Raw genomic sequence first — 23313 nt, forward strand, 5'->3', positions numbered from 1 at the left:
AAGGAAAGGAAAAATTAAAATCTCAAAAGAGCGATTAGTCTTTGAGGGTGAGGATTTCCAGGTTATGGTTGGTATAAATACAAATATCTGCTGCGATAGTAAGGGCTTGCTTTACAATCTCTTCGGCACTCAGATGAGGAGCATGTCGTTTCAGGGCTAAAGCCGCAGAACGGGCATAATTTGATCCAGAACCAATAGAAAGGATATCTTCATCTGGAGAAAGGACATCGCCGGTTCCGCTTATGATTAGGCCGGACCCTTTATCCATTACCACCAGCATAGCTTCCAATTTCCGGAGATAGCGATCCGTTCTCCAGTCTTTGGCCATCTCAATCGCTGCACGGGTGAGGTTGCTCCGATACATGTTGAGTTTTTCCTCAAATCGTTCGACTAAAGTAAAAGCATCAGAAGTAGATCCGGCAAAACCGATCATGATCTTACCTTCACCAATCAGGCGAACCTTCTTCACATTGCTTTTGGCAACGGTATCTCCCATGGTAGCCTGACCGTCTGCGCCAAGGGCTACCTCTCCATTATGCAAGACCCCCAAAACGGTGGTTGCGTGAATTTTCTGCATTTTTTATGACTTATTCGCGATTGCGAAGGGTGTGGATGTTATTACCTTTCTCAAAGTTATACACCTCACCAAAGTTTTTGTTGCGACGCTCCTCCAAAAAGTCCAGTCTGGGCTTAAGTTGATCTTTATCAACTACCAGACGATCCTTTCCAAATACTGCATCTTCACGAGATTGGAAATTGAGGTCATACTCGGGGCTCATAACGATGGCCTCTTCCGGGCAAACTTCCTCACAGAATCCACAATAGATACAGCGAAGCATGTCGATTTCGAAGCGCTCCGGGAATCTTTCCTTTTGATCTTCTTCCATTTCGGCAGCTTGCATGCTGATCGCAAGAGGTGGGCAGGCACGAGCACAGAGTCCACAAGCTACACATCTTTCTTTTCCCTGTTCAGCAACCAATACAGGACGGCCTCTGAATTCAGGACCTAGTACCGGTTTTTTCTCAGGATATTGAATAGTAACAGTTGGACGGAACATATGCTTGAAAGAGAACCACATGCCTTTAAATACTTCTGGGAAATAGAGTTTCCCACTCAGGCTGAGTCTGCGCTCTTTCTTACTTCCTTTTATGATGCCTTTTTGCGTGCCCATGTTTTATCTATAGTAGATTTAAGTACTCAATTTATTGGTCTTTTCTTTTGTAAGCAAACATTTGGGGCAATTGTTTCGATCTACCGGACCGAAAGCTTTATTTCTGCTAAAGGCTTGAAGAGATTTAAAAATTTGTACTTTTGTGTCATGCTGCGTGACGCCCTCAACTTTTTGCGAATTTCGCGGCCCGTGAATGTATTCATATCCTTTCTTGCTTTCGGGGTTGCGGCTTTCATATCTCAGGATAAATCCTGGGCTTTTCTCACAGATTCGGTTTTCTGGGCTACTGCCATTTGCATCATTGTCATTGCATCAGCAGGATATTGGGTAAATGATGTGTATGACTTTCGCATCGACCGAATAAACAAACCGGGCAAGACCATTGTAAATGCTTTTCTCTCAGTAAAAAAGGTATTGACGGTTTACTTTTTTGTAAATGGAGGAATCCTCATTTTTTCTTTTATCTACCTGGGCTATATGAATCAGATGTATCACATCTTTGTGATCAATTTGATTTCTGTTGGGCTTCTTTTCCTCTATGCAAGTTATTTAAAGCGTATAGGGATACCCGGAAATTTGAGTATCGCTTTTCTTATTGCCCTGGTCATTCTATTAGCAGGATATCTCTATGAGGTAAACTCTCCCCTGGTTTGGACGATGGTATTTGCTTTCGAAATTACCCTCATTCGCGAGATCACAAAGGATGTAGAAGATATTAGAGGTGATCTTCAATTTGAGCTTAGGACTTTACCTATTCAAATTGGAATCAGAAGAACCAAATACATCCTGCAGGTTTTCTATGTGTTTTTCCTCTTATCCTGCTACATTCCCTTCATTTATGGATATTTCAGGGTAAATACCCTTATATGGAATTATCTCCTGGTCTCTGTGCTCCTGGTACAAATTCCTACTATCTATATGATGTACCTCCTTGCCCGATCCGTAAGACCGGAAGATTTCGGCAAGCAAAGCACCTACCTCAAGTATATCATGTTAGGCGGAATTGCCAGCCTCTTTTTCTTATACTAAACAGAAAGGATATTTAGCAGGTCGAACAGGCTTTTATTGATCTGCTGTTCGTGTTTACAGGCCTTATCGAAAGAGGTATATTTTATCTCATCATTGACCATACCGACCATCACATTGGAGAGTCCTTCTCTTAGGGCTTCAACCGCAGCCATCCCCATCCTGGAAGCCAGCACTCGATCAAAGCAAGAGGGAGAGCCGCCTCTTTGAATATGTCCCAGTACAACTACCCGTGTCTGGTAATCATAATTTTCTTCTACCTTCTTGGCTACCTCAAAAGCACCTCCGGCATCATCTCCTTCCGCTACAACAATAATATTGGAGTCTTTCTTCCGTCCTTGCTCAAGCTTTTTGATGATATCTTCAATGATGGTTTCCTCCTCCGGAATCAAAACGGCTTCTGCCGCAGCAGCTATCCCTGAATTAAGCGCAAGAAAACCGGCATCTCTTCCCATTACCTCCACAAAAAAGATTCTACTATGAGATTCTGCAGTATCCCGGATTTTATCTATGCCCTCCATGGCTGTATTCAGGGCCGTATCATATCCAATGGTAAAGTCTGTCCCATACAGATCATTATCTATGGTACCCGGAGCTCCCACGATAGGAATGGGATGTTCACTGGAAAAAGCACGTGCGCCTGCAAAAGTTCCATCCCCTCCAATTGCTACCATGCCTTCAATCCCGGCTTTCTTTAAATTTTTGAAGGCTTTTCTCCGGCCTTCGGGAGTACGAAATCTCTCGCTTCGGGAGGATTTCAGAATCGTTCCCCCTCTCTGAATAATATTACTTACCGAGCGCGCATCCATCTCCACAAAATCCGATTCGATCATTCCTTCATAGCCCCGGCGGATACCGATGACTTTGATTCCATGATAAATACAGGTTCTCACTACAGCTCGCACACAAGCATTCATTCCGGGTGCATCACCGCCAGAAGTATATACGCCTATGCAATTCATAATTTTCAAATTTTAGTTCAACAAATTTCCGAAGCAAAAGCTTCTGAAAACGCTTGCAGTATGTCTTTGGGCTTGTTTGTTTTCTGGAAAGGCGCACAAATATAAACACTTATAAGAAAAGTCAAATATTCGATTCATTTAAGCCTGTAGAGCCTTGCTGAGAGGAAAGCTCTTAGTATCTTCGTTCCATGAATGAAGCTCCTATAGGTATCTTTGATTCGGGTTTCGGAGGGCTATCTGTCTGGAAGGAATGCAAAGCTCTTCTCCCCAATGAGCAGTTCATTTATATTGCTGATCAAGCCTATTGTCCCTATGGCCCCAAATCTCAGGATGCCATTCTCCAGCGAGCGAGAGAGCTGAGTCAATATTTCCTGAAAAAGGGAGCAAAACTCATTATCATCGCCTGCAATACGGCCACAGCAGCTGCAATCAAATACCTAAGAGAAGAATTTGACATCCCCTTTGTAGGAATGGAACCGGCCATCAAGCCTGCAGCTCTGGATAGCCAAACAGGACATATAGGTATACTGGCTACACAGGGAACTTTTGCCGGACAGCATTTCCAAAATACCCGGGAGAAATTTGCACAGGGAGTTGAACTGCATATCCAGGTAGGAGAAGGCCTGGTGGAACTGGTGGAATCCGGAAAAATCGATGGGCCGGAATGTCTGGCTGTTCTGGCACCTTATCTCCTCCCAATGAAAGCCAAAGGTATAGATCAATTGGTACTGGGCTGTACTCACTATCCATTTCTCAGCAAAGCGATTTCAGCCATACTTGGAGAAGGGGTCAAATTGATCGATCCGGCTCCGGCAGTCGCTCGTCAATTGCATAATGTATTGGAAGGAGGAAACATCCTGAGCAAAAGACAGATAAGAGCCGTAGATATATTCTACACGAGCGGATCCTTGATATCCGGTCAGAAAAGCCTGAACAAACTGGAAGTTATTTTAGGAATGAGCATCAATTTATCTCATCTATCCCTAGAAGATTGAAAAATTTGTATGTTAGCAAGATGAGAACTATTAGCTACCTACTTAGCATACTGCTTGTCATTGCTACAAGCCTAGCTTTATGGGCACAAATGCCAGATGCTCCGGAAAGAGCTGAAGGAGATGGCCCTTATTCCCAACTCATTATTCGGGGGGCAACCCTGATCAATGGCAATGGTGCCCCTCCTTTAGGTCCGGTAGATGTGGTTATTGAAAATGATCGCATAAAATCTGTGCGTCCTGTGGGAGCTCCGGGAGTGCCAATCAATGAACGCAGAAGACCTAAAGCTGAAGAAGGAGCAAAAGAAATTGATGCTACTGGGATGTATTTGTTGCCTGGTTTCGTGGATATGCATGGACATATCGGAGGAAGCCAACAAGGTACCCTTCCCGAGTATGTATTTAAGTTGTGGCTAGCTCATGGAGTTACAACTGTGCGAGATCCAGGATCAGGAAATGGACTGGATTGGACCTTGAAACATAGAGAAAAAAGTAATAAAAATACGATTACAGCTCCCCGTTTATACTCCTATGCATTTTTTGGGATGGGGGCAAAAGAGGAAATTTCCACCCCCGAACAAGCCCGTGCATGGGTAAGAAAAATCGCAGCAGATGGTGCTGATGGGATCAAGTTCTTTGGTTTACGTCCAGACATCATGGCAGCGGCTTTGGATGAGGCAAAAAAACATGAGCTTCGCTCTGCTTGTCACCATGCACAGCTCAATGTAGCCTGGCTCAATGTTCTGCATACTGCCAAGATGGGACTCACGTCTATGGAGCACTGGTATGGTCTGCCTGAAGCCCTTTTCAAAGACAAAACCATCCAGCATTATCCGGCAGATTATAACTATCAAAACGAACAGGATAGATTTAGTGAAGCCGGTAGATTGTGGAAACAAGCCGCAAAGCCTTATAGCGATCATTGGAATGCCGTTATGGACAGCCTGATCGCCCTGGACTTCACCCTGGATCCTACCTTCAATATATATGAAGCCAGTAGAGACCTGATGCGGGCAAGGAGAGCTGAATGGCATGATATCTATACCCTTCCTTCTCTCTGGCGTTTCTACCAACCCAGCAAAATTTCGCATGGTTCTTACTGGCACTTCTGGGGAACGGAAGAGGAAGTGGATTGGAAAGAAAATTACCGGCTTTGGATGACCTTTGTCAATGAGTATAAAAACCGCGGAGGCCGCGTCACAACCGGCTCTGATTCAGGTTTCATCTTTCAGCTGTATGGTTTTGCCTACATCAGAGAACTCGAATTATTGAGAGAAGCGGGTTTTCACCCCCTCGAAGTTATCCGTGCTGCTACTCTCAAAGGAGCAGAAGCTCTAGGCGCCAATGATGAAATTGGTTCTATAGAAGTAGGTAAGAAAGCAGATATGTTTTTAGTGGAAGAAAATCCTCTGGCCAATCTGAAAGTTCTCTATGGAACAGGTGCTATCAAGCTCAACGATAAAAACGAAGTAACCCGCGTAGGGGGGGTAAAATATACCATCAAAGATGGCATCGTCTATGATGCAAAACAATTGCTCAAAGACGTTGAAGAAATGGTAAAAGAAGCCAAAGAAAAAGAAGGCTTCGAGATCAAGCAGCCGGGGATGAAAGAATAAACGTCTTGATGTGTTGGAGTATTAGCGTGTTAGAGGGGAGTAATTTTACAACTCCAACACACTAATACACTAAAACTCCAACACGTCCAGCCTCCTCTTGGCTCATTTTTTGCTCTTTACTAAAACCGAACCCTTTATCAAGCAGCATGAATCTCTCCTCAATTATTGATTGGATGGATTTGCTCATTTTTGTTCTTGCAATCCTTGGAAGCATAGGTGTCGTCTATGCAGGATATCAGTTGTATAACGAATCTCAGGTTGAAGAAGCCAGCCTGAAGAAACCCGAGAACAAAGTTCAGCAAAGCCCTCCTAAAGCCGAAAACCCCAAAACCAAAGTCGAGAAAAAAGCCCCGCCAAGAAAAATGGCCGCGGACGATTTTGCTGATCAGGTACTGGAAAAGGCCCTGAATGAGGAATTGAATAAGAAAAAAGCAAAGGCAAAAAAGATCGGCTATGCCAATCCTTCTCCTGAAAAGAAGAAAAAGTCACCCTTTTCATTTTTCAAAAAAGAGAGAAGTAGCATCGCAGAAGATTTAGGGAAGATTATGCCCCCTAAACCGGTAGCCAAAGCGGTGAGTTCTGAACAAATTATTGCTCCGGAATTGATCCCTGAGCAGCTCACCCTCAAATCTCCCGAGTCTATCAATCTCCGGCTAAAAGTAAAAGGCAATAAGCTCATCTATCGAAAACTCCGCCAGGGAGACTATAATGAGCTAAAGATCAATTACCAGAGTTCTCCTGTCCTTAGTGCCGCGAGCAAAAATGAATATCCTACCGGGAATTCTCTGACCTTTAGTATAAACGGAGATCAGGTAACCAGTAAAACCTATCAATTTACCGTCTTCTTTGATGACGATCATGGCAATGTTTATAGCCAACAGATCGCAGGACTTGGCAGAGAATACCCTATTGTAGAAAAACCACAAAAAGTTAAGTAGAAAAATCCCCGACATTTTTCTGAATTATAAGAAAGCCTTCTTATTGAATTGAGATTCGAGAGGCGATTTCCTACATTTGCCGGATGAAAATCTTAATTTTGGGTTCCGGAGGAAGGGAACATGCATTTGCCTGGAAAATTGCGCAATCTCCCCGCTGCGAAAAACTTTATATCGCAGCAGGAAATGCCGGTACCGCTCAATTAGGTACTAATGTCGCGATCAATCCCACAGATTTCCCTGCAGTGGAAACTTTCGCCAGAGAACATGCGATTGATATGATTCTGGTAGGGCCGGAATTACCTCTGGTTGAAGGAGTCGCGGATTACTTTGAAGATAAAGGAATCCCGGTAATCGGTCCCAAGACTGATGGGGCTCAGTTAGAAGGCTCAAAAGCCTTTTCCAAAACTTTCATGCAGAAATACGGCATCCCAACGGCCGCCTATGCTTCTTTTGACAGTGAACAGAAAGAAGAAGCACTTGCCTATCTGGAATCCCATGCTTTGCCCATCGTAGTGAAAGCTAGTGGACTGGCAGCAGGCAAGGGGGTTTTGATTTGTGAAAGCCGGGAACATGCCCGTGAAGTCGTAGAGGAAATGCTTTCAGGTAAAGCTTTTGGGGAAGCAGGCCAAACCGTAGTTATCGAGGAATTTTTAACAGGAATAGAGATCTCTATTTTCGTCCTTACAGATGGGAAATCTTATAAATTGCTTCCTTCTGCCAAAGATTATAAACGTATAGGCGAAGGGGACACGGGCTTGAATACCGGAGGCATGGGAGCTGTTTCTCCCGTACCTTTTGCAGATGAGGCTTTTGTAAAAAAAGTCGAAGAGGAAATCGTCAAAGCCACAATGGATGGATTGCAAGCAGAAGGTATCGACTATAAAGGATTTATTTTCATTGGGCTAATGGTTAAGGAAGGTATTCCATATGTGCTGGAATACAATGTCCGAATGGGTGATCCCGAGACAGAAGTAGTCCTTCCACGCCTACAAGCAGACCTCATTGATCTCTTCGAAGGAGTTGCTGAGGGTAACCTGGCCGACAAAGCCTTTGAAATTGATCCCAGAACTTGCGCAACCGTCATGCTTGTAAGTGGGGGATATCCCGGAGCTTATGAAAAAGGAAAGCTGATGGAAGGCTTTGACCAAACGGAAGATTCGATCCTTTTTCATGCTGGAACGAAAGAAGAAGCGGGAAAGGTTCTAACCAATGGAGGTAGAGTGCTGGCCATAAGTTCCTTTGGAGAGACAATAGAAGAAGCAGTCGGGAAATCCTTAAAAAATGCAGAAAAGATCCGTTTTGAGGGGAAAAATTATAGAAAAGATATCGGCAAGGATCTCACGAAATAAAAAAAAGCCTTCGTCCCTAATTCTATTTGGCTTTAGCAACATAAGATGAAAAAGATACACTTGTTCCCAGTCGTTCTGGCGGCATGGCTACTTTGCCTGTCATCCTGCCAGTCTCCCTCTTCTACTCCTATCACTTTACAAAATGGTAATTGGGTCGGCACGCTCCATTTGAGAGAGGCTGCAGATTTGCCTTTCCAGTTTAGCCTGAATCAAGCGGGCGAGAACTATAAAATGGTGGTTTTCAATGCAGAAGAGCGGATAGAAGTAGATGAAATTGTGCAAAAAGGCGATTCTCTCATCATCAAAATGCCTGTATTTGATAGTGAATTTAAATTAAAAATTCACTCTGCTACTGAACTCAGCGGAAACTGGTATGACTATACCCGAGGAGTAGATTATCATACCCCCTTTAAAGCTGAATTTGGAGAAGAAGGCCGGTTTCCCATACAATATGAGGCAGCTGAACTTGCTCCTCTTTACAGTTTACAATTTCTGGATGGTACTGGGCCTGCAATAGGTCAATTCTCTCAAAACGGGAATAAAGTAACGGGCAATTTCCAAACAGAGACTGGAGATTATCGATTTCTGGAGGGAATTATGGATGGAAATACCCTCAAACTTTCCGCTTTCGATGGCTCGCATGCATTTCTCTTTCATGCAGATATAAAGGGAGACTCTATAGCAGGGAAATTCTGGTCTGGTAGTCATTGGGAGGAAAGTTGGATCGGAATAGTTGATCCGGGGGCTTCTATTCGAAAGCCAGAAGACCTGACTTTTCTTAAAGAAGGATTTGAAGAGTTTAGTTTTAAATTCCCCAATCTTGAAGGTGACAGCATATCATTTAAGGATGATCGATTCAAGAACAAAGTCACCATAGTACAACTTATGGGATCCTGGTGTCCTAACTGCATGGATGAGACCCGCTTATTCACCCAATGGTATGATAAATACCATAAAGAAGGTCTGGAAATCGTTGGGGTAGCATTCGAAAGAACCAGCAAAGGGATGCCACAAGCGCAAAAGAATATTGTACGTATGGCAAAACGACTGGAAGCCAATTACCCATTCCTCCTCGCAGCCACCAATAATGACAAATCTCTGGCTTCTGAGAAATTTCCTATGCTCAATAATATCATTTCCTTTCCGACTAGCATTTTCCTTGATAAAAAAGGCAGGGTAAGAAAAGTGCATACAGGATTTAATGGGCCGGGAACCGGAAATGTATATACTCGCTATGTGGAAGAGTATGAAGCTTTTTTGGAGAAAATGCTGGCAGAGGAAATTTAGCCCCTAGAGATCGTGTTGCTCCCGAATAAAAGTAAGGAGTTTGGCGCAGGAGCGATCCAGCATTTCATAGACATCTTCAAAACCCTGGTTTCCCCCATAATAGGGATCAGGAACATCAGCATTTACCGCTTCCTCATCAAAATAGCGCATTTTGATGATGGCTGATTTGATGTCTGAAACATGGGTAGCCAAACGCTGCAGATTGATCAGATTGCTAGCATCCATCGGGATGATATAATCAAACTCCAGAAAATCCTCTTTCTGCACTTTGCGTGCTCGGGAAAGCAGTTCAATCCCGTGTTTAGTGGCAGTCCTTCTCATGCGCTCATCTGCTCTTTCTCCCACATGCCAGGCGCCTGTACCACAGGAATCTACCTGTATCATATCAGATAAAGAAGCATCAGCTACGTGCTTCAGAAAGAGGCCTTCAGCCATGGGGGAACGGCAGATATTTCCGAGACAGACGAAAAGTACTTTTACCATGTGTACTGAGATGATGCGCTAAATTCGCTCAAATGTAGCTGTCTTGCAAATGTGTTTCAGCCTTATTTGGAAAGCCATAGATTAAATCCCATTTTAAAAAGAAAAATACAATAGCCGAAAATTATACAGGCAATGGGAATTTTTAACTTTTTCGGAAATCTTACAGAAAGAATCTTCACAGTTATACTTGCGGTCATATTTGCACAGGCTCCCGTTTATATGAATCAATATACCCATGTACTGGCGGGTGCCCATAAAGAATCTGAAACAACCTATCTGGATTTGGAAAGCAGGGCAGCCGGCTATGATCAGACAGTAGAAGCATTTCTTCATGAATTGATGAATAATGAGGATCCCCGGGTAAAGGACAATGCAGAAGTATCCTGGAATACGGTCAAAAGATACCTGGATTATGACAAAGCCCTGAAGAGTCTTCGAAATAGCAATGCATTCACACGCCCTTTCAATTTCCTCAGACATCTGGATGGAAGAATCCGTTCTGCCGTAAAATTCAGCCCCAGTCTCCCGCTCAATTTTGAAGGCCTGGCTTATGCTATTCTGGGCGTGTTAGCAGCAATGGGGATATCCGGGCTTTTTAGTAAGTGGACGAGTAAGAAGAAAAAAGAGCCTGTTATTCAGGCCTAGGATTTGCTTGGATAATGTTTCAAGGTTTTCCCTAATTGTGTCGCATATTGGATGCCCCTTTACACCATCCCCAACTCCTTGAATAGAAAATACTTTTTTACGCATTGGCTCCCGCTTATCCTTTGGCTCTCAATCATCTTTTTCCTTTCCAGTCAGGTGAAAGATGATACGGAGGATACGAGTGGGCTGATTTTAGGTATTCTCCAGTTTTTAGGGATGAAAATAGAATTCATAGAGCAATACCATGTGCATTTCTATGTGAGAAAGCTGGCGCATTTCACCGAATATTTCGTTCTATGCATTCTGAGTTTTCGACTCTTCTCTCTCAATTTTCCTATGAAAAAAAGCCTGTTTTTAGGATGGCTCTTTTCAGTGCTCTATGCCTGTTCAGATGAGTTCCACCAAACTTTTGTAGCGGGTCGGGGAGCTTCAGTAAAAGATGTTTTGATTGATGCTTCGGGAGCAGCAATTGCAGCCCTTTGTATCGCCGCCTTTCTGACAATTTATCCCAAATTTTCTCGTAACTTGCAGGCCGAAACAAAGTAATATACTTAGTAGTTTTTAATTAATACCAATATTCAATTTCCAATAAATCCTCATGATTGTAGAAATCAAAGTTCCCAGCCCAGGTGAGTCCATTACCGAAGTGGAAATCGAAAGCTGGTTGGTCGAAAGCGGCGCCTATGTCGACATGGACGATGAACTTGCTGAGATCAATTCTGACAAGGCTACCCTCACGGTAAATGCCGAACAAGGAGGAACCATAGAAATACTTGCTGCCGAAGGAGATACAGTAGCAGTCGGTCAGGTGATTGCCAAGATCGATACAGAAGGCGCAGCAGCGGCAAAAACAGCAGCCCCCGCAAAAGAAGAAACATCTGAGAAAAAAGAAGCCCCTGTCGCTCCTCCCGTAGCAGATAGTTCGGCGAAAGGACATCCTTCCGTTTCTGCAGCAAAGATGATGAAGGAAAAAGGCATTGATCCTGCCAGTGTACAGGGCAATGGTCGAGGCGGACGCATCACCAAAACAGATGTAGTCAACCATAAAGATACAGCTGCCAAAGAGACTCCTGCTCCTGAGAAAAAAGAGAAGAAAGAAGAAAGACCTTTACCAGGTCTGCCTGTATTGAGTGTAGGAGGAGAAAGAACGGAGCGAAGAGAAAAGATGAGTAGCCTGCGTCGTAAGATTGCAGAGCGCCTTGTTTCTGTAAAAAATGAGACTGCGATGCTGACTACCTTCAATGAGGTAGACCTGCAAGCGGTTATGGATATCCGTAAGAAGTATAAGGAGAAGTTCAAAGAAACGCATGGCGTAGGACTTGGATATATGTCCTTCTTTACCAAAGCGGTTACGATGGCTTTGAAAGAATTTCCAGGAGTCAATGCACAGATTGATGGAAAGGAGATTATTTATTACGATTATGCTGATATAAGCATTGCCGTGAGTTCTCCCAAAGGACTGGTTGTGCCTGTGATTCGCAATGCACACCTGATGAGCCTGGCTGAACTGGAACAATCAGTTTTGCACTACGCACTTAAAGCTCGTGCCGGAAAACTGACAATTGATGAGATGACGGGTGGAACATTCTCCATTACAAATGGAGGAATTTTTGGTTCTATGCTTTCGACTCCTATCATCAACCCTCCACAGTCTGCTATTTTAGGTATGCATAATATCGTGCAAAGACCTGTAGCAATAAATGGAGAGGTAAAGATCAGGCCAATCATGTATTTGGCACTTTCTTATGACCACAGAATTGTCGATGGAAAGGGAGCAGTAAGTTTCCTCTATCGGATAAAAGAAAGATTGGAAGATCCTTCTCGTTTACTGCTTGAAGTATAGGAGAAAAGAAATGATATAAAAAAAGCTGTGCAAATTGCACAGCTTTTTTTATTCTTTGATCTCAGGACACTGATCTAGGATCTTTTGCGTGTGACTGATACGGGATTGGTTTCTTGCCTTCTGCTGGTTGTGCTGGCTTCTTTGTCTCGTTGTTCTGATGCGAGACCTGGTGGGTGTCATTCTACGAGGCATAATCTAAGTTTAGGTATGGATATCAATTGATACTTTTCAATAATCGAATTCTAAATTTACATAATTTTTAACCAAATGTCAATATTTTATGGATTTGTTAACAAATACCTATGGCCGATTAATATTTTTGTAAATTTTACAATTCTTCAATATATCGACTGAGAGGCGGGATCACTTATATATACGGAAATCATCATAATTTGTTGTATATCAATTAATTACACCCAAGCCCTCTCATTAACAAATTTGTAATTACCTATAATTCTCTGTCTTAGGAATGTCTGATTATGACCTGATACTCATTGGTAGTGGCTTTGCCAGTAGTTTTTTTCTCAAAAAAATTAAAGAGAAGAAAGCTGCTTTACGGATTCTATTGTTAGAAAAAGGGCAAAAATTCACCCATCAGGAAGAATTAGGATATGCAGCAGCAGCTAAACAAGCACCCGGTTATCAATTGGCAGAAACAAGCCTGATTCAGCAAAATTCGGATAATCACTATTTTCAATTCAATCAATCCTTTGGAGGTGGCTCAAATTGTTGGCTTGGATGTACGCCTCGCTTCCTCCCTGCTGATTTTCGCTTGAACTCCACTTACGGAATTGGCAAAGATTGGCCAATAAGCTATGAAGACTTAGCGCCTTATTATGATGAAGCGGAAAGCCTGATGCAGATATCTGGTCCAGAGAATACCCCCTGGCCGAAGTCCGGAAAATATCCATTGCCTCCACATGGACTTACTCCTTTTGATCGACAATTGCAGGAAAAATATCCCGATTCGGTATACGCTCAAGCTACTGCCAGGGCCAGTATGCCTACTGCTCAAAGAGCTAAGTGTTGCGGAAGTTCAGTCTGTTCTCTTTGCCCGCTAGATGCAAAATTTACAATTGGCAATGGTATGGGAGAAGTTTTTGAAGGAATTGATATCATGTATGGAGCGGAGGTCTATGCCCTGGAATTGAATAATGACCGGGTACGTAAAGTTTTCTACCGAAAAAATGGGCAGGAGAAAGAAGCGAGCGCTGATCTTTTTGCCCTGGGGACCAATCCCATTTTCAATTCGCATATTCTCCTTAATTCCGGAGACAGTCATCCGCTTTTGGGGAAAGGGATTGGAGAGCAAAGATCCGTCATGGTCAATATCGATCTGGGTTTTGACAATTCGGGCGGCAGTAGTATCAATTCGGCCAATATGTGGATGCTGTATAAGGGGGAACAAAGAAAAGCAGCTGCAGCCTGTCTTATCGAAAGTCAGAATTCGGCCCAGATGATCAGACTGGAAAAGGGAAAGCTCAGGCATCTGGCATTGTTTAAATGTATTTTCGAGGACGTGTATCAGGAAGAAAATCATGTCAGAAAAAGTGATAATCCTTTCAAAGCCATAGTCAATTATCAGGGTCCCTCCGAGTATTTGAGGAAAGGGGTTGAAAGGCTAAAATCTAAACTGGACAAGATTTTCGAAGGCTTAGCTGTTGAAAAATATCAGATTTCTCCTGGCCTTGCTTCCACGGAGGCCCATATCATTGGAGGGCATATCATGGGGAATGATCCGGAAAATTCGGTCCTGGATGAAATGCAACTTCACCATCAATATCGAAACCTCTTTGTGTTGGGGGCAGGTAGTTTTAGCAGCATGAGCCCTGCAAATCCAACTTTGACTTTGGCAGCCTTATCTTTGCGATCTGCAGATAAAATGAAATTCTGATCATGGCAGGAAAAAACATATCCCGCAGGAGGTTCATAGTAGGCTTTCTCATGCTATTATTGGGAGTACTTGCCTATGTTCGTTTTTTCTCTACTCCTGCTTCCCGCCTGAAAAAGAGATTGTCAAGGTTGGGATTTGAAGTGGAGAAAGAAGAATTGCAAAAATTTTGGGAGGCCTGGTTTATGCAAATGGAGAATCAGCTTGATGCGTATAGTTTTCGCTATCCTATTCATTATCTGCGAGAGCCTTTAGAGGATCGGGTGAAATTGTTTCTATATTCTTCCAATGCACTGACGAAAAATGGGGATGAGCCCATCCGTTTTATCAAGCTCTACACTCCCTATGAACGGCCTTGTTTTCATCCTTTTCTGGCAGCAGAATAAATAAGTAATTCTTGCTATCCTGCCCCTCCCTTTCTACATAAAGTCATCTCGAAGCTTGGCAGCGCGAAGGCCTGCGTGCTGAGAGATCCTGTATTTTTAATCGACCGAGTATACAAGATCCTTCGGCCCGCGATAGCCCACTCACAAACCAGCCTCAGGATAACCCATGAGCCTAAAAAGCGAAAAGCTGCCACAAGAGGACAGCTTTTCTATTCACGTTGTTAGGAGTTCAATTTATAACAATTCATAAATGCCGGCCACGCCCTGACCTCCACCTACACAGGCAGTAACCATCCCATACTTGTCTTTGCGTTTTTCCATTTCATTTATCAATTGAACGGTAAGCTTGGCACCTGTACATCCCAGAGGGTGTCCCAGGGCAATCGCACCACCATTTACATTCACAATCTCAGGATTGATGTCCAATTCACGAATCACGCCTAGCGACTGAGCCGCAAAGGCTTCATTCAATTCAATTTGATCAATATCATTCAATTTGAGACCGCTTTGCTTGAGCACTTTGGGGACAGCAACGATGGGTCCCATTCCCATAATGCGAGGATCGATTCCTTCCGTAGCATAACCGACCATTCTTGCACGAGGCTCGATGCCCAGTTCTTTCACCATTCTCTCTGACATGATCATCACAAAAGCAGATCCATCATTGATAGGGGAAGAATTACCTGCAGTAACCTTTCCATTCGCTCTGAATACAGGCCTCAGTCCGCCCAATACTTCTACTGTGGTTCCTTTTCGAGGCCCCTCATCTGTATCTACTACATATTTCTTGCTTTGTCTTCTGCCATCTGCATCTACAAAGATGTCTTCGACTTCAATAGGAACGATCTGCCCATCAAATTTCCCATCTGCCTGTGCTTGCAAGGCTTTCATATGAGAATTGTAGGCGAATACATCCATATCCTCACGGCTGATATTATAATCGCTGGCAACCTCTTCAGCAGTCAATCCCATACTGAGGTACCAATCCGGATGCTCAGTTGCGATCTTCATATTCAAAGAAGGCTTATGCCCCATCATGGGCAGCATGGACATACTTTCAGTCCCTCCTGCGATGATACAATCTGCCATACCGGCTTTGATCTTTGCTGCTCCCAAAGCAATGGTTTCCAAACCGGAACCACAATAGCGGTTCACTGTAACTCCGGAAACATTCATGGGCAAAGACATCAGGGCTACCATACGCCCAATTTGCATCCCTTGCTCAGCCTCTGGAATCGCACAACCTACGATAAGGTCATCGACTCTTGACGGATCGAGTTGAGGAACCTGAGCTACCAGGTGCTTCACAACTTCTGCTGCCAAGTCATCAGAGCGGGTAGCCTTAAAGCCCCCTTTTCTTCCTCTGGCGATAGCGGTTCTATATCCGGTTACTATATAAGCTTCCATTATATTCTGTTGGTTATAGGCTAATATTAATTTCTCAAAGGCTTATTGTTCTGCAACATATACTGCATGCGCTCTTGCGTCTTTTTGGTACCTGCAAGACTTAAGAAAGCCTCACGCTCAAGATCAAGCAGATATTGTTCAGAAACCTTATTGTTGGTTCCGCTAAGATCTCCTCCACAAAGCACGAAAGCGACTTTTTTAGCGATCAATGCATCATGTGCAGAAGCATAGTGCCCATACTGCATTCCAGAGATTCCTGCATAAAGGGTACCCAGTACATTTTGTCCCTGAACAGGAATATCCATTCTCATAGAAGGAGCTGTATATCCATCCGCAACCATAGCCAGAACAGCCTCTTTGGCTTCGGCTATTCTGCGTGCCTTATTTATTACGATTTGATCCGTTTCTCTGAGGATATTCAATCCGCGAGCTTCTTCTCCTGAAGTAGAAACCTTAGCCGTAGCTATGGACATGAGGTATTGCTGAATAACGTCTACCGGAACTGCACCCGCTTTCGAATAATCATCCGCAGCTCTCAAGGCAAACTCTTTCGTTCCCCCACCACCAGGAATCAATCCTACGCCTACTTCTACCAAACCGATATAGGTTTCTGCATCAACAACTGCCTTATTTGAATGCAACGTAAATTCACATCCTCCGCCTAAGGTCATTCCATGAGGGGCAACTACTACTGGAATAGCAGAAGTACGAATACGCATGGAAGTATCCTGGAAGGCTTTTACCCCTTCATCCAGCTTATCCCATTGGCCTTGCGAAGCCATCATGAGCATCAGCATGATGTTGGCACCGACTGAGAAGTTGGGAGCTTCATTTGCCAGTACTACTCCATTGTAGTTTTGCTCTTCAGCCAGATCAATCGCCTTATGAATCGCAAGCAAAATTCCCTCTCCGATAGAATTCATTTTAGAATGAAATTCTACATTCAATACTCCCTCTCCCAAATCAATCACTGAGGCATCGCTATTGGACCAGACGACCTTATCTTCTCTTAAGGTATCCAACAGAATGAGAGATTCTGTTCCGGGAATCGTCTTATAAGATTTAGAAGGTATGTGATAGTATTTTTTGACTCCATTTTCCGATTTGTAGAAGGAATCATGACCGGCATCCAGCATTTCCTGAACCCAGGCAGCCGTTTTAAGTCCTTCTGCTTCGAAAAGCTCCATGGTTTTAGCCACTCCCACCATATCCCAGCTTTCGAAAGCTCCTTTATCCCAACCAAATCCAGCTACAATCGCATCATCTATTTGGTATAGATCATCGGCAATTTCAGGAATACGGTTTGAAACATAGGCCCATACTCCCAGACTAGATCTGCGAGTAAATTCCCCTCCTTTATCATCAGCCTCAAAGAAAATACGCAGGCGCTTTCCAAGGTCAGAGCTATTTCTCACAGCCTTCAAACTTGGGATTTCAACCTTCGCTTTCTCTCTATATTCAAGGGTATTTAAATCCAGAGAAAGAATCTTTCTCTTTCCATTTTCATCTTTGGTCTTTTTATAGAATCCCTGACGGGTTTTATCACCCAGCCATTTTTTCTCCACCATTTTCTGCACATAATCCGGCGCATTAAAGCGAGCATTCTCCTCATCGTCAGGACAATTCTCTCGGATTCCATTCAATACATGAAAAGTAGTATCCAAACCTACCAGATCACTCAAACGGAAAGTACCTGTTTTTGGCTTACCTGTAGCTGGTCCAGTCAGTTTATCAACTTCTTCAATCGTAAGCCCCATCTCTCCCACCAATTGGAAGATTTTGGCCATTGCATAAATACCTACACGATTTGCGATAAAAGCCGGAGTGTCTTTACAAAGTACCGTTTTCTTCCCCAGAAAAAGATCTCCATAATGCATCATGAAGTCAATGATACCGGCATCTGTATCCGGGCCAGGAATGACCTCCAGCAATCTCAGATAGCGGGGAGGGTTGAAAAAGTGAGTGCCGAAGAAATGTTTGCGAAAATCTTCAGAGCGACCTTCTGCAATCATATGAATCGGAATACCGGAAGTATTTGAGGTTACCAGGGTTCCCGGCTTCCTCAACTCGTCTACACGCGCAAAAACTTTTTGCTTGATATCCAGACGTTCGACTATGGCCTCCAGGACCCAGTCGCAGTCAGCGATTTTTTCAAAATCATCATCAAAGTTTCCGGTCTTGATCAGGCCGGCAGAAGCTTTGTCGTAAAGAGAGGCAGGACGACCTTTGATCGCACCCATTAAAGAGGAATTCACAATTCGGTTTCGAACTGCTGGATGTTCCAAAGTCAGGCCTTTAGCGGCTTCCTTAGGATCAAGTTCTCGAGGGACAATATCCAGCAAAAGTACTTCAACTCCGATATTGGCGAAGTGGCAGGCAATACGCGAGCCCATTACTCCAGATCCCAATACGGCTACTTTTTTGATACTGCGATGTTGGTTGTTTTGATTGGAAACAGCTGCTTGTTCAGCTACTGGCATGATCGTAGGTATTTAATATTTTATGAATAGAGTCTAATACGTGAAAGAAAATATCGAGATCTTCATCTGAGAAGTCGTTGTAAAGCTTTTTGTTAAATCCAATAACAACTTCCTTGGCCCTGTTTTTCTTTTTCAAACCTAGGGGAGTCAGAAAGATCTGAACTTTTCGTTTGTCAAATTTGTCTGGTTCGCGATAGATGTAGTTTCTTTCTTCAAGTTTGGCCAACATCCGCGTCAGGCTTCGGGGTTCCATCCCCATCATAGGAGCAATCTTGGTAGCAGGTGTACCGATTTTGTCGTCGATGTGCAAAAGAACGAAGCCAATATTTGTGGTAATTCCCTCAAGCTGAGAGGGCACATTGTACATGCGAGAAATGGCGAGCCAGGTAGTTTTAATGTCGAAGCAGATCGCCCTCTTCTTCTCTTTAATCTTTACTTCCAAAATTGTGTGCTAAATAAGGGGAACAGAAACCTAAAAATAGTATGCAAGCATACAATTTTAGAAAAAGCAACTTAGAAAAGCAAGACAATTTCAGCCCTGGACACACAGAATTAAGAGACAACAGCAGTTAGGGAGTAGGGATTAAAAGTTCGGTCGAAAGGAATTCGGCATCTTCAAAGAATACAAATACCTGATAGCTACCGGGAGAAAGGGCCTCCACATCCAAGAGCGTTTCTTTTTCCGCCAAAAGGGTCAACTCTTTTTCGCCATAGATCAGGCTATTTTCATCATTGTAAATCCTGACTTTTACGATCTCGTCAGTCTTTCCCTGATAAAAGAGATTGACTTTCATGTCTGTCAACTTTGCAGCCAGTTTCCCAGACAGTTGAGAGGTGGAAATAATGGAGAGAGAGTCCGGATTGTAAATAACATGGGATTGCTCAGCGGGTTTCTGTTCGCTTTGGCATGAGGGAAAGGAGAGCAAAAAGAACAGAATTGCTGCTAAAATGAGGGAAGAAAGTAGTAATTGATATTTTGCTGCGAAGCCGCGCATATTCGAAAGGTGGTTAAAGTGAAAAGCAAAGGAAGCCCCAATTACAGCGAAAGTATCTGACTAAATAACGCAGATACCTCAGAAAATTGTATAATTCCTAAAGCCCAACAGAAAATTATTAGTTCGGATAATCGTATTTAACATAAGTCCAAGGACTGGAATACTTGATAAGCTTTTCCTACATATTTTTCCATATCTTTGTTTTAGGATATTTTCTGATAATTTTGATTATCAAAAACAAAACCAAGGGCTGAGTGGCATGGCAAAAATTCGCTAAATGTCTGCCCTTTTACGGAAATGGCACGAATTCCCGAGCATATAGTTGATCAGATATACAATAGCGTTGACATCGTCGAGGTGGTAGGCGACTATCTGCCCTTAAAAAAGAAAGGTGCCAATTTCTGGGGACTCTCTCCCTGGTCAAATGAGAAGACTCCTTCCTTTTCCGTTCACCCCGGAAAAGGCATCTATAAAGACTTTAGTTCGGGAAAAGGCGGAAACTCTGTCAATTTCGTTATGGAGATGGAAGGCCTTACTTATGTAGAAGCCCTTCGGCATCTGGCCAAGAAATACAGCATTGAGTTACAGGAAGAAGAAGATAGTCCCGAAGAAAGAGAACAAAAAAACAAGCGCCAAAGCCTTTTCATCGTAAATGAGTTTGCTGCTGAGTTTTTTCATAAAAAACTGCTGGAAGATGATAGGGGAAAAAAGATAGGCCTGAGCTACTTCAAAGAAAGGGGTATACTGGCAGCTACTGTAGAAACCTTTCAATTGGGATATGCGCTGGATGAATGGGAAGACTTTGCACAGGCAGCTATAAAGAATAAATACAAGGAAGAATACCTGACCGAATTGAGCCTGGTCAGCAAATCCGAAAAGACAGGTAAACTGATTGACCGATTTCGGGGACGTGTAATGTTCCCTATTGCTAATCCCAGTGGAAAAGTAGTAGGATTTGGGGGAAGAATACTTGGCAATCGAAAAGATATAGCCAAGTATATCAATTCTTCGGAATCAGAAATCTACCATAAAAGCCAGGTTCTGTATGGCTTATATCAGGCGAAAAAGCATATACGGGATGAAGACCTCTGTATCCTTACCGAAGGATATATGGATACCATCGTTCTGCATCAGAACGGAGTCCAGAATGTAGTCGCCTCAAGTGGAACCGCCCTGACAAAAGAGCAAATCCGTTTGATCCGTCGCTTTAGTCGAAATGTCCTCATGATATACGATGGGGATAAGGCAGGGATTAAAGCTGCATTACGCGGGATTGATATTTTGATTCGTGAGGGGATGGAGGCGAAAGTATTGATCCTGCCGGATGGACATGATCCTGATTCCTATGTCAGGGAAAAAGGTGCCAGTGCTTTTGCGGAGATTCAGAAAACCGCCCTGAACTTTGTCGACTTCAAATTGCAGGTACTTTCAGAGGGAAAAGATATTCATGATCCCCGAATTCAATCTGAATTGATCAAAGCACTCGCAGAATCAGTTGCCAATATTCCGGATCGTGTAGATCGTGAGATGTACGTGCGCCACGTAGCCCAAAAAGTGGACATCACGGAGTCCCTGATGGCCCATGCAGTGCTGGAAGCCAGAGGAGAACAACAAAAACTGGTCAGAAGGGAACAGAAAAGAGAAGACGCCAGACAATCTATCTCAGCTCCTGCAGAGGTAAAAGAACTCAAAAGTTTTGAGCAACTCGAACTCGCCAATCAGGAAAAAGAATTGCTGCGTGTGATGATTTGCCATTTCGACAAAGGGGTATTAGAAGATCCCACTCTTCCCTTAGAAGATAAAGAAGGAAATCCTATTCAGTATGAGGAGTTTCCTGTGATGGAGTACATGATCGATGAATTGGAAAATCTGGTATTTGAAAACCAAACCTATGAGCAGCTCAAAAATGAGATGTTTAAAGAATATCTGAGCAAACAAAAGATCGACCTCAACAAATACCTCAGCCATCAGGATTCTGTGATCCGCAACCTGGTCTCAGATCTTTTGACAGCGCCCGAAACCAGTCCACTTTGGAAGAAAATCAGGCCAGATATTGATTATGATAGCAACCTTACCCTCGTAGCTGATGGAGCTATTTTCCACTATAAAAGTAGAAAAGTAGATAAAATGCTGAGAGAATGCCGAGCAAAGATCAAAGATGCCGAACAGGCAGGGAAAGAGGAGGAAGTAGAAAGATTGTGCGAAATCTATCTGGAACTGCAGGAAATGGATAAAGAAATTAATAAGAAGCTGGGCCTGGAAGGAGCCAGGAAAGGACTGGATGCTCAGTTGTAGCTTGCCATTTTACCGAGCTCCTACATTTTTTATAAGCCTTAGGGTATGGGAAATTGCCTTTTTTGCGCTATCCACAAAAAATACCTTTGCACTTACGACCATTTAGCATAAATCCGTAAATTATCTGAATATCGTGCAGCGTTCCCATTGGGAACTTCGTCTAATAATTATTTACTTGAGGACACAATTGATTAAGGCTGTTACTTGATCTATCCTCACCACCACCTAAAGTCTTTGTTTAACCTTACCCATTGGGTATAAACCATTCGGACTATGAAAACTAACGTTTCTCTACTGATTCCCTTTCTGGCTCTACTCTTCCTGGTTTCCTGTGTAGATGATGCCGTTAAATTTGAAGAATTTAATTACAGACCTGAGGATTATCAGGTATTGATTCAGTCACTTGATCTTCCGGAAGAGCCTTTTGAATATACCGTAGAGCTCCCCAATTACATGACACGTACAGGCCTGGTCGCCAGGACAGTTTCTGACAACCGCGCCACTTTAGGAAGGGTTTTGTTTTATGACAAAAACCTATCTGCAAATGGTACCGTTTCCTGTGCTTCCTGCCATAAGCAAGAATTAGCATTCTCTGATAACAAAGCTTTCAGTGCGGGTTTTAAAGGAGAAGACACAGATAGAAATTCTATTGCCCTGGGTTCTGTAGTAAGCTTTGCCGCTTATTATGGAGGAACTTCTCGCGCAGGACTTCCTTTCTTCTGGGACGAAAGAGCAGCTTCTGCTTCCGAGCAAAGTCAGGCTTCTTTGACCAGTGCAATTGAAATGGGAATGACTCATGATGAGTTAATCAGTAGAGTATCTTCTAAAGATTATTATAAAATTCTCTTCGAAGCAGCTTTCCGCGATGCTGAAATCACAGAAGAACGTGTTCTACTAGCTATAGAAAGCTTTGTAGATGGAATAGGTTCTTATGAGTCTAAGCTAGATGAAGCGCTTGATGCAAATCCATACCTTAGCATAGAAGAAGATCTTCCTCAACTGACAGCTTCAGAAAACAGAGGAAAAAGTCTCTTTGTTCAAAATTGTGGAAGCTGCCACGGCCGCGAACTGGCTCGTCCTGGTATGCCTAGTGCAAACAATGGATTGGACATGGTTTACAGTGATAAGGGAGTGGGTGCCGTTTATGGAGCCAGTTACCTAAATGGTGTATTCAAAGTTCCTGCATTGAGAAATGTAGCGGTTACAGCTCCTTATATGCATGATGGGAGATTCTCTACCCTTGATGATGTATTGGACTTCTACAGTGGAAATGTTCAGAATCATAAAAACCTGAGTGATTTTTTGAAGGAGCCAGGTACAGATACTGCCAAGAAATTCAATTTCAGCAATCAGAATAAAAAGGATATCATCGCTTTCCTCAATACGCTCACAGACCACAAAATGATGAGCTATGAGAAGTATTCAAATCCTTTCAAATAATAGAATATCGTATCGTTAACATACTGAGGGTAGGGATTTCGATTCCTGCCCTCTTTTTTAAACCTGAATTACAACAAATTTGTATGGGCTCGTCCCAGGCATTTTT

21 protein-coding genes are annotated in these 23313 nt (G+C 43.2%); 13 read left to right on the plus strand and 8 right to left on the minus strand.

Features of this window, described 5'->3' with window-relative positions; all coding sequences use genetic code 11:
- Positions 1 to 34 precede the first annotated feature (34 nt).
- Both hslV and R8P61_22700 read right to left on the minus strand, forming a co-directional pair.
- Entirely contained in the window at positions 35 to 577 is a 543-nt protein-coding gene (hslV, locus tag R8P61_22695; GenBank protein ID MDW3649898.1) for an ATP-dependent protease subunit HslV, read from the minus strand.
- A 10-nt stretch (positions 578 to 587) separates the two neighbouring features.
- The gene (locus tag R8P61_22700; protein MDW3649899.1) at positions 588 to 1172 is read right to left on the minus strand and encodes an NADH-quinone oxidoreductase subunit I; all 585 of its coding nucleotides are present in this window, start codon (positions 1170 to 1172) and stop codon (positions 588 to 590) included.
- Positions 1173 to 1319: 147 nt separating this feature from the next.
- Here R8P61_22700 and R8P61_22705 point away from each other — a divergent pair, with 147 nt between their 5' ends.
- On the plus strand, positions 1320 to 2201 hold the full coding sequence (locus tag R8P61_22705; GenBank protein MDW3649900.1) for a geranylgeranylglycerol-phosphate geranylgeranyltransferase: 882 nt from the start codon (positions 1320 to 1322) through the stop codon (positions 2199 to 2201).
- On the opposite strand, the gene pfkA is transcribed toward R8P61_22705, so the two are convergent.
- Positions 2198 to 3160, minus strand: a complete 963-nt coding sequence (gene pfkA / locus R8P61_22710) for a 6-phosphofructokinase (protein MDW3649901.1) — start codon at positions 3158 to 3160, stop codon at positions 2198 to 2200. The two genes, R8P61_22705 and pfkA, sit on opposite strands and share 4 nt — an antisense overlap.
- Before the next feature lie 188 nt (positions 3161 to 3348).
- Here pfkA and murI point away from each other — a divergent pair, with 188 nt between their 5' ends.
- From murI to R8P61_22735, 5 genes are all read left to right on the plus strand, one after another.
- On the plus strand, positions 3349 to 4155 hold the full coding sequence (murI, locus tag R8P61_22715; protein ID MDW3649902.1) for a glutamate racemase: 807 nt from the start codon (positions 3349 to 3351) through the stop codon (positions 4153 to 4155).
- 20 nt (positions 4156 to 4175) lie between these two features.
- Complete coding sequence (locus tag R8P61_22720) at positions 4176 to 5768, plus strand: amidohydrolase family protein (GenBank protein ID MDW3649903.1); 1593 nt, start codon at positions 4176 to 4178, stop codon at positions 5766 to 5768.
- 146 nt (positions 5769 to 5914) lie between these two features.
- Positions 5915 to 6706: a hypothetical protein gene (locus R8P61_22725; GenBank protein ID MDW3649904.1), complete on the plus strand. Its 792-nt coding sequence runs from the start codon at positions 5915 to 5917 to the stop codon at positions 6704 to 6706.
- 83 nt (positions 6707 to 6789) lie between these two features.
- Positions 6790 to 8055, plus strand: a complete 1266-nt coding sequence (gene purD / locus R8P61_22730; GenBank protein MDW3649905.1) for a phosphoribosylamine--glycine ligase — start codon at positions 6790 to 6792, stop codon at positions 8053 to 8055.
- 45 nt (positions 8056 to 8100) lie between these two features.
- Complete coding sequence (locus tag R8P61_22735) at positions 8101 to 9342, plus strand: TlpA disulfide reductase family protein (GenBank protein ID MDW3649906.1); 1242 nt, start codon at positions 8101 to 8103, stop codon at positions 9340 to 9342.
- A gap of 3 nt (positions 9343 to 9345) precedes the next feature.
- Here the strand turns inward: R8P61_22735 and R8P61_22740 are convergent, their stop codons facing one another.
- Positions 9346 to 9825, minus strand: coding sequence for a low molecular weight protein-tyrosine-phosphatase (locus R8P61_22740; protein MDW3649907.1), 480 nt, complete (start codon positions 9823 to 9825; stop codon positions 9346 to 9348).
- A gap of 132 nt (positions 9826 to 9957) precedes the next feature.
- Here R8P61_22740 and R8P61_22745 point away from each other — a divergent pair, with 132 nt between their 5' ends.
- From R8P61_22745 to R8P61_22765, 5 genes are all read left to right on the plus strand, one after another.
- Positions 9958 to 10470, plus strand: a complete 513-nt coding sequence (locus tag R8P61_22745; protein MDW3649908.1) for a DUF2937 family protein — start codon at positions 9958 to 9960, stop codon at positions 10468 to 10470.
- A 51-nt stretch (positions 10471 to 10521) separates the two neighbouring features.
- Positions 10522 to 11016 carry a VanZ family protein gene (locus tag R8P61_22750; GenBank protein ID MDW3649909.1) on the plus strand — a complete coding sequence of 165 codons (495 nt, stop codon included), beginning with the start codon at positions 10522 to 10524 and terminating at the stop codon, positions 11014 to 11016.
- A 52-nt stretch (positions 11017 to 11068) separates the two neighbouring features.
- Positions 11069 to 12313 (plus strand): 2-oxoglutarate dehydrogenase complex dihydrolipoyllysine-residue succinyltransferase, encoded by a 1245-nt coding sequence (odhB, locus tag R8P61_22755; GenBank protein ID MDW3649910.1) that lies wholly within the window; start codon positions 11069 to 11071, stop codon positions 12311 to 12313.
- A gap of 469 nt (positions 12314 to 12782) precedes the next feature.
- Positions 12783 to 14207: a GMC family oxidoreductase gene (locus R8P61_22760; GenBank protein ID MDW3649911.1), complete on the plus strand. Its 1425-nt coding sequence runs from the start codon at positions 12783 to 12785 to the stop codon at positions 14205 to 14207.
- A 2-nt stretch (positions 14208 to 14209) separates the two neighbouring features.
- Positions 14210 to 14590, plus strand: a complete 381-nt coding sequence (locus R8P61_22765; protein MDW3649912.1) for a hypothetical protein — start codon at positions 14210 to 14212, stop codon at positions 14588 to 14590.
- Between the two features lie 234 nt (positions 14591 to 14824).
- Here the strand turns inward: R8P61_22765 and R8P61_22770 are convergent, their stop codons facing one another.
- The 4 genes from R8P61_22770 to R8P61_22785 all read right to left on the minus strand — a co-directional run bounded on the left by R8P61_22770 (position 14825) and on the right by R8P61_22785 (position 19472).
- Entirely contained in the window at positions 14825 to 15997 is a 1173-nt protein-coding gene (locus R8P61_22770; GenBank protein ID MDW3649913.1) for a thiolase family protein, read from the minus strand.
- 26 nt (positions 15998 to 16023) lie between these two features.
- Positions 16024 to 18477: a 3-hydroxyacyl-CoA dehydrogenase/enoyl-CoA hydratase family protein gene (locus tag R8P61_22775; GenBank protein ID MDW3649914.1), complete on the minus strand. Its 2454-nt coding sequence runs from the start codon at positions 18475 to 18477 to the stop codon at positions 16024 to 16026.
- Entirely contained in the window at positions 18464 to 18919 is a 456-nt protein-coding gene (locus R8P61_22780; GenBank protein MDW3649915.1) for a MarR family transcriptional regulator, read from the minus strand. The genes R8P61_22775 and R8P61_22780 overlap by 14 nt, the downstream gene beginning before the upstream one ends.
- 127 nt (positions 18920 to 19046) lie before the next feature.
- Positions 19047 to 19472 (minus strand): hypothetical protein, encoded by a 426-nt coding sequence (locus R8P61_22785; protein ID MDW3649916.1) that lies wholly within the window; start codon positions 19470 to 19472, stop codon positions 19047 to 19049.
- Positions 19473 to 19769: 297 nt separating this feature from the next.
- Here R8P61_22785 and dnaG point away from each other — a divergent pair, with 297 nt between their 5' ends.
- Positions 19770 to 21767: a DNA primase gene (gene dnaG, locus R8P61_22790; protein MDW3649917.1), complete on the plus strand. Its 1998-nt coding sequence runs from the start codon at positions 19770 to 19772 to the stop codon at positions 21765 to 21767.
- Positions 21768 to 22040: 273 nt separating this feature from the next.
- Positions 22041 to 23207, plus strand: coding sequence for a cytochrome c peroxidase (locus R8P61_22795; protein ID MDW3649918.1), 1167 nt, complete (start codon positions 22041 to 22043; stop codon positions 23205 to 23207).
- Positions 23208 to 23313 lie beyond the last annotated feature (106 nt).

It is taken from the genome of Bacteroidia bacterium, assembly GCA_033391075.1.
Classification (GTDB): domain Bacteria; phylum Bacteroidota; class Bacteroidia; order J057; family J057; genus JAWPMV01.